The organism is Chloroflexus sp. MS-G, from assembly GCF_000735195.1.
Classification (GTDB): domain Bacteria; phylum Chloroflexota; class Chloroflexia; order Chloroflexales; family Chloroflexaceae; genus Chloroflexus.
In genome coordinates, this window is record NZ_JPIM01000131.1 from 1 (window position 1) to 11,594 (window position 11,594).

10 protein-coding genes and 1 pseudogene are annotated in these 11,594 nt (G+C 53.2%); 6 read left to right on the forward strand and 5 right to left on the reverse strand.

Annotation, left to right across the window (positions count from 1 at the left end; genetic code table 11):
- Positions 1–313: 313 nt before the first annotated feature.
- Positions 314–670: pseudogene (locus tag JE47_RS22600) on the forward strand (Calx-beta domain-containing protein); the annotation flags it as partial.
- A 158-nt stretch (positions 671–828) separates the two neighbouring features.
- On the opposite strand, the gene JE47_RS21435 reads toward JE47_RS22600, so the two are convergent.
- The 3 genes from JE47_RS21435 to JE47_RS0117485 form a co-directional block, all read right to left on the reverse strand.
- The gene (locus JE47_RS21435) at positions 829–1,254 is read right to left on the reverse strand and encodes a hypothetical protein (RefSeq protein ID WP_236631288.1); all 426 of its coding nucleotides are present in this window, start codon (positions 1,252–1,254) and stop codon (positions 829–831) included.
- Between the two features lie 62 nt (positions 1,255–1,316).
- Complete coding sequence (locus JE47_RS0117480) at positions 1,317–4,319, reverse strand: leucine--tRNA ligase (RefSeq protein WP_031460990.1); 3,003 nt, start codon at positions 4,317–4,319, stop codon at positions 1,317–1,319.
- Between the two features lie 1,068 nt (positions 4,320–5,387).
- Positions 5,388–5,573: a hypothetical protein gene (locus JE47_RS0117485; RefSeq protein ID WP_031460991.1), complete on the reverse strand. Its 186-nt coding sequence runs from the start codon at positions 5,571–5,573 to the stop codon at positions 5,388–5,390.
- Positions 5,574–5,714: 141 nt separating this feature from the next.
- Here JE47_RS0117485 and crcB point away from each other — a divergent pair, with 141 nt between their 5' ends.
- The 4 genes from crcB to JE47_RS0117505 all read left to right on the forward strand — a co-directional run bounded on the left by crcB (position 5,715) and on the right by JE47_RS0117505 (position 9,399).
- The gene (gene crcB, locus JE47_RS0117490; protein WP_031460992.1) at positions 5,715–6,092 is read left to right on the forward strand and encodes a fluoride efflux transporter CrcB; all 378 of its coding nucleotides are present in this window, start codon (positions 5,715–5,717) and stop codon (positions 6,090–6,092) included.
- A gap of 152 nt (positions 6,093–6,244) precedes the next feature.
- A complete protein-coding gene (locus JE47_RS0117495) occupies positions 6,245–7,570 on the forward strand; it encodes a DUF190 domain-containing protein (protein ID WP_031460993.1) in 1,326 nt (441 codons plus the stop codon).
- 173 nt (positions 7,571–7,743) lie between these two features.
- A protein-coding gene (gene prfB / locus JE47_RS0117500) for a peptide chain release factor 2 (RefSeq protein WP_236631289.1) occupies positions 7,744–8,848 on the forward strand; the annotation gives its coding sequence in 2 pieces (ribosomal slippage) (positions 7,744–7,812 and positions 7,814–8,848; 1,104 coding nt in all).
- Entirely contained in the window at positions 8,848–9,399 is a 552-nt protein-coding gene (locus tag JE47_RS0117505; protein WP_031460995.1) for an HIT family protein, read from the forward strand. The genes prfB and JE47_RS0117505 overlap by 1 nt, the downstream gene beginning before the upstream one ends.
- Here the strand turns inward: JE47_RS0117505 and JE47_RS0117510 are convergent.
- The gene (locus JE47_RS0117510; protein ID WP_031460996.1) at positions 9,338–9,709 is read right to left on the reverse strand and encodes a response regulator; all 372 of its coding nucleotides are present in this window, start codon (positions 9,707–9,709) and stop codon (positions 9,338–9,340) included. The genes JE47_RS0117505 and JE47_RS0117510 overlap by 62 nt on opposite strands.
- A gap of 122 nt (positions 9,710–9,831) precedes the next feature.
- On the opposite strand from JE47_RS0117510, the gene JE47_RS0117515 reads away from it, so the two are divergent.
- Positions 9,832–10,266 carry an acyl-CoA thioesterase gene (locus JE47_RS0117515; RefSeq protein WP_031460997.1) on the forward strand — a complete coding sequence of 145 codons (435 nt, stop codon included), beginning with the start codon at positions 9,832–9,834 and terminating at the stop codon, positions 10,264–10,266.
- A gap of 130 nt (positions 10,267–10,396) precedes the next feature.
- Here the strand turns inward: JE47_RS0117515 and JE47_RS0117520 are convergent, their stop codons facing one another.
- On the reverse strand, positions 10,397–11,434 hold the full coding sequence (locus JE47_RS0117520) for a S8 family serine peptidase (RefSeq protein WP_269078003.1): 1,038 nt from the start codon (positions 11,432–11,434) through the stop codon (positions 10,397–10,399).
- Positions 11,435–11,594 lie beyond the last annotated feature (160 nt).

The window sequence follows — 11,594 nt, forward strand, 5'->3', positions numbered from 1 at the left end:
GCCAACTCCTACACCGACTCCCGTGGTAAGAGTCAGGGTTCGACCAATCGATCCAGTCAATGAGGGCAATCCTCCCACTGTTACTCGCCGTGATGTTGTTGTTGAATTACTCACCGACAATGTTATTGATGTACAGGTGACGTACAGTGTGGCTCCTGGGGGAATGTTTCCGGCAACCCCTAGCAGTGATTACCGGGTACCGAACGGAGAAACCGGTACGCTCATCTTCCCAGCCGGATCATTGGCTGGCACGACCAGGACGGTAACTATTGAAGTCAACGGTGATACCATTGCCGAAGAGGATGAAACTGTCATGTTCCAACTGACCGGTATTGTCGGTGGTGAACTGGAGAATAGCGAGCAGGTCTTAACCATTATTGATGATGATGCGGTAACGGTAAGTATCGGACCTGCTGCGGTAGAGGAGGGTAATGCAGGTACAGAGACCCAACTTGAGTTTCCAATCTTTTTAAGTAACCCTGCTCGTGAACGTTCAATACGTGTACGTTATCGAGTTGAGCCGATCTCGGCAACGCCTGATGTAGATTATCGGGCGACGACACCTGCCGAGCTGGTGATTCCACCTGATGATTCAGCGCCGGTGATCATTGTGACCGTGATTGGTGACGATACTCCTGAACCGAATGAGACTCTTCGCGTTGTTTTGGAGGGTGTGATTGGCGGCTCGCTTGGGGAGGTAACTAGTGCTATTGGAATTATTATTGATGACGATCAACTACCAGCACTTCCGAAATCGAGTCGACCTATCGGGTCAATGGAAGGGAGCAAGGGATGGAACGTTGATCAGACCTGGCGTGTGGTGAACGTTCAATCCTGGTTTTCAGGTTGGTCGGGTTGGCGAGGGAACAGAAACCATAGGCCTAGTTCAAGCGCAATTGGAATAAACGCCAGCGCAATCAGAGGTGGCCAGATTGGGCTGAGTGCAAAGTAGAGTGCAAGCGGCGGGATAGCTAAAATGATGGCAAAGACGGTCATTGCCAGATTCCCCCAACCAACAGCAGCCACGACCCCGACAACAGTCCCTACAACGATCACAGCATCGCTGCAAGTGGCGAGTGCGGGACGATTGTAACAACTGTTGAGCGCAGAAGGAACGGCTATATCGAACATTACCCCCTGCAATTCAAAAAATGTAGGGAGAAAGATTCGTCGCAACCAGAATAGCACTGCACCGAGTGCAATCACCAGATAGGCCCGCACGATGCGGTGAGTTAAAATTGGTGGTATGTTCATAGGGTAATACTAAGAGCCGTTGCTATGCAACGGCTCTGCTCATCGTCAACCGATTACAACGATTATGAACCAACAACGATGTTGACCAGACGATTAGGAACGACAATCACGCTGCGGATAGGCTTACCGTTAATGAACTGCTGCACTCGCTCATTTCCAAGCGCCAGCTCACGGAGCTGTGCCTCGTCGAGATCAACGGGAACTGTCAGTTTGCCACGCACTTTGCCATTGACCTGCACCACGATCTCGATCTCTTCTTCGGCGGCCACTGCTGGGTCGGCAACCGGCCAACGTTGCTGGTGGATGCTGTAGGGTTTACCGAGGCGTGACCACAGCTCTTCACTGATATGTGGTGTGATCGGTGCCATCAACAGCAACAAGATCTCAATCGCTTCGTGCCAGGCTGGCGTATCAACCAGACCTGCATCACGGGCGCGATAGAGGGTGTTGGTGAACTCCATCAACGCGGCAACCATCGTATTGAACTTAAAGTTCAGGATGTCACGCTCAACCCGTTGAATTGCCTGATGAGCGACGCGGCGTAACTGGCGCTCGCTCATCGTAGCGCCAGATTGACCACGCTCGGCGTTGGGGAAGAGTACAATTCGCCAGACCCGGTCGAGCCAACGTTTCACGCCAGGGACCCCATCAGTACTCCAGGGTACCGACAGCTCGAAATCGGAGATAAAGGCTTCATACCCACGTAGCGCGTCGGCGCCGTGTTCGGCAACGACTTCGTCGGGAGTGATGACGTTGCCCTTCGATTTCGACATCTTCTCAATCACGATCTCGCCGTTGACCTCGCGTGGTGGAGCCAGAATCAGACCCTGATTGCGCAGGCAGGTGAAAGGTTCAAAGAACTTGACCACGCCAAGATCGTAGAGCACCTTCGTCCAGAAGCGGGCATAGAGCAGGTGCATAACTGCATGTTCAGCACCGCCGACATACAGATCAACCGGCAACCAGTAATCAAGTGCCTCTTGACTGGCCAGCGCCTGCTGATTGTGATTGTCGGCAAAGCGTAGGAAATACCACGACGAGCAAGCGAAGGTGCCCATAGTATCGGTTTCGCGCCGACCCTTACTCCCATCGGGAAGGGTTACATTAACCCATTCGTCGATCAGCGCCAATGGTGATTCGCCCGTTGCCGTTGGTTCATAGCTCTCGACATTCGGGAGAGTCAGCGGCAGTTCGCTGTCAGCGAGCGCGATTTCCAAGCCATCTTCACGATGAATAATCGGGATAGGTGTACCCCAATAGCGTTGACGGCTGATCAGCCAGTCGCGCATCTTGTAATTGGTTCGTCCTTTCCCGATCTTTTGCTGTTCCAGATAGGCAATTGTCTGCTCGATTGCCTGATCAGCCGGGATACCATTAATAGGGCCTGAGTGAATTGGCACTCCAATGGCGTCGTGATAAATCAGATTACGATAAGCCTCAATCCGGTGTAGGTAGGCCATCGCCGTCGGCAGATGTGTATCACCAGTTGCAGTGCGCAGGCGGGCCGTGATCCGTTCATCAGCGGCGATAGAGTCCAGGGCAATCGTCTCATCGGGGAAGATAAAGAGCCACCCCGATCCGGCGACTTCTGTCCAGCCGTTGCGCAGTCGTGGTTGGATCAGCGCAGCATATTCAACCGCACGTTCACCATTCAGTTCAACCAGCAGATCACCGTTATCTTGCACGGTAACGGTAAAGCCGGCGGCCTGCAACGCAGATGCAGTATCTTCAGCAATTGTTGCTGCACGCAGGAGCGAACGGGCTGCATTGTCGGGGCGGGTAATCACCGGAATAATGGGCAGGCCGTACTTGAGAGCGAATGCGAAATCACGTTCATCGTGCGCTGGCACGGCCATAATTGCACCGGTACCATAGCCCATCAATACATAATCGGCGATCCAGATAGGAATGCGCGCCCCATTGACCGGATTTATCGCGTAGCCACCTGTCCAGACACCAGTTTTTTCTTTCTCCTCGGCAACCACAGTGGTCGTTGGTCGGTTACGGGCCTGCGCAACGTAAGCTTCGACCTGGTCGCGTTGCGCATCGGTCGTCACCTTTGCGACCAGCGGATGTTCAGGCGAGAGCACCATAAAGGTCGCACCCCACAGCGTGTCAGGGCGTGTGGTGAAGACAATGATCGGATCACCTGCTTCGGTGTGGAAGACGACCTCCGCACCGCGTGAGCGGCCGATCCAGTTGCGCTGCATTGTCACAATCTTCGATGGCCAGTCAACCGTATCGAGATCGCGGTCCAGGCGGTCTGCATAGGCAGTGATGCGAAAGAACCACTGCTTTAGCACTTTTCGTTCGACCTTTGCACCGCTACGCCATGCTGTACCATCGGGTAACACCTCTTCATTTGCCAGCACCGTCTTATCAACGGGATCCCAGTTTACGACAGCTTCACCCCGATACGCCAACCGAAAACGGCGCAAAATTTCTTGCCGTTGAAGTGGTGTTGCCTGTCGCCACTCTTCAGCCGTCACTTGCGGTTCGGTAAGGGATAGATCAAGACGACTGGTCCCGTGCTCGGCCAGTTCTGCCTCCAGCTCACTAATCGGGCGTGCCTTTTCGACCCGTCGGTCATACCAGGAGTGGTAAAGACGCAGAAAAATCCATTGGGTCCAACGGTAGTAATCGGGTTCAGACGAAGTAATCTCGCGATCCCAGTCATAGCTGAGACCGAGCATGTTCATTTGACGTTTGTAATTGGCACTGTAGCGGCGAGTGAGGACAGCCGGGTTGGTTTTTGTCTTTATGGCCGCGTTCTCGGTTGGCAAACCGAAAGCATCCCATCCCATAGGGTGCAGCACGTTGTAGCCACGCATGCGGTAAAACCGCGCTACGACATCGGTGGGCACGTAGTTTCGACAATGACCAACGCTGAGACCGTCGCCACTCGGATACGGATAAAAATCGAGGACGTAATACTTTGGTTTTGATGGATCGATAGGTGGTGTGCGGTAGAGTTGGTCGGCTGCCCAACGGGCCTGCCATTTAGCCTCGATGGCGGCAGGATTGTAGCGTTCAATTTGCGACGTTTCTACTTTAGCATCACTCATACAACGTTATACCTCGCAGAGATGAGCAACGGATGACAGGACAGACAAACATTCGCTGGTATTTGAAGATCATCAAGGCTAGGGTCTGCCATGCGCTCACCTCCTTTCGCCGATGTCTGACCAATCAGAGCAGGATAGATACTTGCTGAATTATAGCATTTTCTGAACATTTGATGCAAAGATGTACAGGCAATTTGGGGGACTGGGTTCTCGGCTTAGGGCGATATTCGGTAAGCGAGCGGTTTAATAACAGAGCGACACCAATGAAGATCACGCACCTGCTGCCGATGATCACAAATCACGCGGTTACCCGAGGTGTGGAATGCTGAGCCGCGTTGTGTGGCGAAGTTGAGGTGGAGGGAGGAGAAGACGATCGGCTGGCACATCCCTCCGTAGCAGATACAGACCTTCGTTCCAAGCGTGTCACATCACCGGCGCTGCGCTCTGGCCCGCTGGGTCGTGGGCGCCCTGTTGGCGAGGAGCGCCACTGATCCCGCCCTGCTGCACGCACGTGCCACCGTCGGGATGGTCCGTGCCGCACTTTGGCGGACGCCTGGCTCGCTGCTTCGGCCCACCACCCCAACGACCTACCCGTGACTGGTGTGCCGGCGGTGGTCCATCTGCTGGCGTGCGGCGCCGACCTGCGCCGCTGGATTCACGTCCACGGGACGGGCGGCCCGCTGGTGAGCGGGCGAGATGCATCCACGCGGTGTGCGGACATTGTTCTGGTGCACGTGAGCGCCTGCTCTCGGGGCAGGAGCCTGTCAGTCAGCCGGGTCTCGGATGCACGAGATTCACGTGGATGAGGGATACAAACAAGAGTTGTAAAAAAGAACATCGCAATCCGTCCGCATATCATTTCATTGCAAAACCTCTAGGGCACTAGGGATGTGCCGTCATCTCGCAGCGATGGGTGGTGGAACGTTCGATGGCGTGGGCGGGATACCATCGTTTGGCGAGGAACGTATACCACCGTAATCTCGAATCAAGCGCAGCCTTTCGGTATTTTGGTGCTATCGCTATGCTTCTAAATCGACTCTATCCGAAATATTCGTTTTTGATCACGCTCTAAATCCCCCTTTCGAGCACACGTGCAGGCCAGATGCCGATGCCATCGGCGCCATCATTGGTCAAGGCAAATCCATCACCGCCACATGGATCAGCGCTCTGCGGCACACATTCGGCACACCCTTCTGGCAACGTCATAATGACGAACACATCATCCGCACCGATGATGCTCTGGCCTGCATCCACGATGAAGAGGTTTGTTCCTTCCCCGCCGTGACGTCATCCTAACAGAGGCAGGCCGTTTTTTCTGCCGCAATATGTCATGAATTGACGTACAATAGAAGTAGTTTTATAAAGGGTTCTGCTTTGGTAGCAACGACGTGAGCAATGAACAATGTCTTAGCAATTGCACTGGGTGCTGCAATCGGCGCAAATCTGCGTTACGGGATCGGTTTATGGGCAGCTCAACGCTTGGGTACGTCTTGGCCTTATGGTACCTTTATCATCAATGTCCTGGGTTGCCTGGCAATTGGCTTTTTGCTGACACTGATAACGAATCGGTTAACCGTTAGTGAGCCGATCCGCCTGATGCTGATTACCGGTTTGTTAGGTGGATTTACTACCTTCTCGACATTTGGCTATGAGTGCTTCTCATTACTAAATACCGGTAATTGGTGGGGAGCAGTGGGCTACATGACCGGTAGTGTTGGTGGTGGGCTGCTAGCTGTTGGGCTAGGAGTAGGGCTTGGTCGCCTCTTATCTTAGGGGTCAGGTGCACTGCTTCCCGACCATCGTGTTTGTGATCGGTGGTCATCGAGCCGGTGGTCGGGCTGCAACCGTTGCACGTCAATGGAGGATGTGTTCCGCCGTATCATCGGTGGAAGAGGATGAACTCATACATAGGGAGGAGGTCTCCAATGGAGCAGACCGTGACTCAGCAACTCTGGATTTATATTGATGAAGGTGACAGCCTCCAAGGACGAACGATCGCTTCGCGTATCGTTGATACGTTGCGTGCTGCGGGCGCACCGGGTGTCACCGTTTTTCGCGGTGTTGGTGGCTATGGAACGCATGGAGTGTTTCACAGTGATCTCCTGGTAGACATTCCCAGTCGTTTACCGCTGGTGATTACCTGTATTGACCGCAGTGACCGCCTGCAACGATTGTTGCCCAAATTAAGTGAGTTAGTCCAAGAAGGGTTAATCGTGCTTTCTCCGGTGCAGGTGGTCAAGGTGGGGCGGCGGGTAGGGAGTGCCTTTCCGCCTCATCTTACCGTCGCCGATGTGATGAGTCGTGATGTCGCATCAGTACATCTGGCGACCTCGGTTGGTGATCTGGTGCGGCTGTTGCTTGAACGCGGTCTACGCGCAGTGCCGGTCGTTGACGATCATCACCATGTCGTTGGTATCGTCACTGATAGTGACCTCCTCCAGCGTGGGGTGAGTCAGCTCCCCCTGCACCTACAGCAGTTGTTGCCGGGTGCCGAGCGAGCAGCTCATCTGGCCGCAATTGCAGCCAGACCAGAACGGGCTGCTGATGTGATGACACCCAATCCAAAAACGATCAATGTCACTGCATCGCTGGCTCAGGCAGCGTTGGTGATGACCGAATGCGATCACAAGCGACTACCGGTCGTTGATAACGATGGTCGGCTGGTTGGGATGATCAGTCGGTCTGACCTGTTGCAGACGGTGGCTAACTCCTTTGTCATGGCTACCGATCTCTTGCCAGGAACGAGTCTTACCTCGGCGAAAACCGTCGGTGAGGTGATGATCCGCGATGTTCCAACGGTCAAACCGGAGACGCCGTTAGCTGAAACCCTTGATCGGATACTTTCCACACCACGTCGCCGTGTGGTGGTGATTGATGATGATCGGCGGGTGATAGGTATCATTAGCGATGGCGATATTCTCCGTCGAGCAATGCGACCGGCAGCACCGGGATTGCTCCAGCGGTTCGCGATCTGGATCGGCAGTGGTGCTCGCTCGCCAGAGCTGGAGCTGGCGTTAAAAGACCATACTGCTGCGGATGTGATGACCAGTCCGGTATTGACGGTGAATCCGGAAACGCCGATCACAGCGGCGGTAGAGTTGATGATAGAGCGACGGATCAAGCGCTTGCCGGTTGTCGATGCCCAAGGCAGGCTGGTAGGTATGGTTGGACGAGCAGCACTGTTAGGGGCGTTACTGGCGGCAGATGGTACGGTTCCACAAACAGGTAAAGAGGAATCACCTTCTACCTGACGTTTCTGCTTGTGCCTATCCGGGAGTCCTGTCGTAGAGACGAAGTTCAACGTGACGACGAGTCATAGGTTTAAGCAGCGGTTGATCACCGTCTCACGCTTACCTGAGCTGTGGTACCATAGAGAGCGGAAGAACGATCAAAATCTTTCTGTCAAAATAAACCAGAGGGTACTATGCTGACCGAACTACAAGACAAGTTAGAAACAGTTCGTGAACGGTTTGCCAATCTACGGGGGCACCTTTGACTTGGCGGCAAAACAAGCCGAGATTGAACAATTAGAAGCCCGTGCTGCCGATCCCGATCTATGGAATACACCGCGGACAGCACAAGAGATCATGCAGCGGCTGACCCGCTTAAAAGAAGAGGTTACGTCATGGGATGCCCTCGAACGGCGGATAACGAGTGTTGCCGAACTGATCGAGTTGGCCGAAGGGGAAGGAGATGATTCGCTGAGCAATGAACTGGCTGCTGAAGTGCACGCCATTCAGCAAGAGGTTGCTCAGCGTGAACTTGAAATTCTCCTTAGCGGCCCGTATGATGACCGCGATGCCTTTTTATCGGTGCAGGCCGGTATGGGTGGTACTGATGCCCAAGACTGGGCAGCAATGCTATTGCGAATGTACACGCGCTGGGCTGAACGCCGGGGCTATACCGTCAATCTGATTGATCTGAGCGAGGGTGAAGAGGCAGGGATCAAGAGTGCAACCATTGAAATTCGTGGCCCCTATGCTTATGGTTATGCCCGTGCTGAAGCAGGAATTCACCGTCTGATCCGGTTATCGCCCTTCAATGCGGCCCATACGCGCCAGACCAGCTTTGCTCGCGTGGAGGTCATGCCAGAGGTTGACGATGCGCCTGAAGTCGAGATTAAGCCCGAAGATTTGCGCATCGATGTCTTCCGTAGTGCGGGTCATGGTGGGCAAGGTGTGAATACAACCGACTCGGCGGTACGAATTACTCACCTGCCAACCGGTATTGTTGTCACCTGTCAAAATGAGCGCTCACAGATTCAAAACCGCGAGCTTGCGCTGCGGGTCTTGCGAGCACGGTTGCTCGAACGCGAATTACAGCGTCAGGCTGAAGAGCGGGCACGCCTGCGGGGCGAATATCGTGAGGCGGCGTTTGGTAATCAGATGCGAACGTACTATCTGCATCCTTCAACACTGGTGAAGGATCACCGTACCGATTACGAAACAAGTAATGTGCAGGCTGTGCTCGACGGCGAGATCGATCCGTTTATTGAAGCCTTTCTGCGGGCAAACGTGCGGGAGTCGTGATGGAAATCAAATATACGCCGTGGCGTATGCGTTACATCAAGCGGGGCGATGTCTCCGATGAAGGGTGTGTCTTTTGTGCAATAGCGGCTGCTGATAGTTCTCATGATGCCGAACGGCTTGTGCTTTATCGCGGGCAATACTGTTTTGTGGTGATGAATCTCTACCCCTACAATACCGCTCATCTGATGGTTGTTCCCTACAGCCATATTGCCGATCTCACTGCGCTCGATCAGGCGGTTGCTACTGAATTATTCAGTCTGACGCAGCGTAGTGTAGAGATCCTTCAGACCGAGTACGCCCCCCACGGTTTCAACCTGGGTATGAACCTGGGACGTGTCGCAGGAGCAGGTATCGCCGATCATCTGCATATGCACATCGTACCGCGTTGGAACGGTGATACTAACTTTATGCCGGTGATCGGCGACACAAAACTAATCCCCGAATCGCTTGACGAAACCTATAATCGGCTTCGGCCACATTTCGCAGTGCTTAGCTCAATGTCCGGTCAATCAGCTCAACCAGATGATGCACCTCGAACGGCTTCTGAATAATCACCGCGCCTTCAGCTTCAAGATCGGCAAACCACGGTTTACGGTTGAGCGCCGTTATCAAAAAGATCGGGATGCCGTCATCTTGCAAGCGTTCCTTGATTCGTTGGAAGGTCTCAACTCCATCCATATTAGGCATCATAATATCACTGATAACCAGGCTGGGTGAGATGTGTTCCAGCATACGAAGTCCTTCGAGGCCATCGCGGGCGAGAACGACTTCATAACCGGCATTACGAAGTGCGATAGAGAGAATATTCTGTAGACCGAGATCGTCGTCGATAATGAAGATTGTCCCCTTACTTGCTGGCATATCGGTTTCCTTACCGGTTTTTTAAGAAGCTGTACCGGGATAGGTTGGAGTGGTCTGGTGTCATATTGGACGCCATTATACCAGAGAGTAACAGATAGATATTCAATCATGAGGAGCGAGGCATGAGCCATTCAGTACCGGCGGTACTAGCTGAATATCCCTTTCACTATCGCATTGAAGTTCGCTTTCGCGATCTTGATGCACTCGGTCATGTGAATAATGCGGTCTACGCTACCTATTTTGAATCGGCGCGGATCGCTTACTATCAGCGACTGGTTGGTGGTTCCCTTGATCGCTTGGGGATTATTCTGGCCGAATTGACGATCAGTTACAAAGCACCAGCCCATTTTGGTGATGAGTTGTTGGTTGGGGTGCGGGTTAGTAAGATTGGCGGCAAGAGTTTTACAATGGATTACGCAATTGCCCGGGTTGGCGACGGTGCTCTGATCGCGACCGGACAGTCGGTATTGGTCGCGTATGATTATGCTGCTGGACGCAGTGTGCCCGTAAGCGACGAATTCCGGGTGCGGGTGGCTGAATTCCAGGGCGAGCGATAGGCACAGGTTTGCGGCATCACCTGGATACGCAGACCGCCAGCTCGCACAGTGATGCGGGCTGGCGGAATTGATGAGCTATTGTCACATCTGATCAGAGTGCCGTGTTAACATAAGGAGAGTGAATGTATCGCTACCGGCTTACAATCGGTATGTACGTAGAATGAGGATGCACACTGGTTACGACGCTAAACGGACATACCAGCGAGTATTCTTGAGGCCCTTGCGGAATACTACTCCCTGACACCCGTACTGTCCATGCACCGGCAGCCGCGTTCGTGATCACTATCTGTTCAATGGTGTCGATGTTGTTTGTGCCTTGCGAAGCTGGATTTGCCGGGTTATTCTTATCGAGAATCCAGGGTTGGTATGAGGTAAGATCGGGGCCTATCAGCAGTAAATCAAGATTATTAATGAGCGTCTGACTGGCTGGAAGTGTTGCCGGGATGTCATCCCAGACCAGGGTGCATTTGAGAGAGCCGCCAGGGTGAGAGATGGTATACTCTTGCGTTTGCCCACTCTCAATCGATGCGGTTCTGATATAGCTCGATTGAGCAGCACTAGTAGTGGTTGTGATAACGTTGATGGCTGCCAGTGCATCAACATGTCCGTACCCAAACCGATAATCAGGGCCAGGATTACCTAAATCTTCAGCAGTATGTACCAACACTGCACGCAGCGTTGAGGGCAGGGGATCAGCATTGTAGGTCAGATTATATGCTTCCAGCATTAAGCCGAGAATCCCTGAAACTGCTGGTGTCGCCATTGAGGTGCCGCACCATCCACTTCCACCATAGGTTTGTCCGGGCAAGGTAGACCAGATGGCATTTTCACCATTTGCTTCACAACCTGGTGCTACAATTGTGGGATTTACCCGACCATCTTCAGTTGGACCGAACGAACTAAAGTTAGTCATTGATTTATCATCAGAGTTGGTTGCACCGACGGCAATCACATTCTTTCCCATTGCACCCCCACTTGAGGTACGCCAGCCATCGGGGCAATAGCTCTGTTCGTTACCATTGGCGAATGCGACGTAAATCTTTTTGGTCACTGTGTTAGAGAAGGTCCCACGTACTAGGGCATCAAAGTCTGCTGCGGTCTGCTCATAGACACCGAGCACGGTTGTATCGCAAGCGCCGGGGTCAGGTCCCCAAGAGTTCTGGGAAATATCTAGATACCTTGATTGCTAGTTCATGTTCGTACAGATGAGTGCAATGAGCGTTGCGTGCACCTTCAGTTCAAACCCGGCATTGGTGCGAGCGTAAAGCCGCTCAATGCCCATCTTCTCCAGTTGACTGTTGACCGTCTCAATCGTATGACGATACGCA

Bases quoted from the DNA above. Each gene is read 5' to 3' on its own strand.
- JE47_RS21435 (WP_236631288.1), bottom strand. From the start codon at position 1,254: ATGAACATACCACCAATTTTAACTCACCGCATCGTGCGGGCCTATCTG.
- JE47_RS0117480 (WP_031460990.1), bottom strand. From the start codon at position 4,319: ATGAGTGATGCTAAAGTAGAAACGTCGCAAATTGAACGCTACAATCCT.
- crcB (WP_031460992.1), top strand. From the start codon at position 5,715: ATGAACAATGTCTTAGCAATTGCACTGGGTGCTGCAATCGGCGCAAAT.
- JE47_RS0117495 (WP_031460993.1), top strand. From the start codon at position 6,245: ATGGAGCAGACCGTGACTCAGCAACTCTGGATTTATATTGATGAAGGT.
- JE47_RS0117505 (WP_031460995.1), top strand. From the start codon at position 8,848: ATGGAAATCAAATATACGCCGTGGCGTATGCGTTACATCAAGCGGGGC.
- JE47_RS0117510 (WP_031460996.1), bottom strand. From the start codon at position 9,709: ATGCCAGCAAGTAAGGGGACAATCTTCATTATCGACGACGATCTCGGT.
- JE47_RS0117515 (WP_031460997.1), top strand. From the start codon at position 9,832: ATGAGCCATTCAGTACCGGCGGTACTAGCTGAATATCCCTTTCACTAT.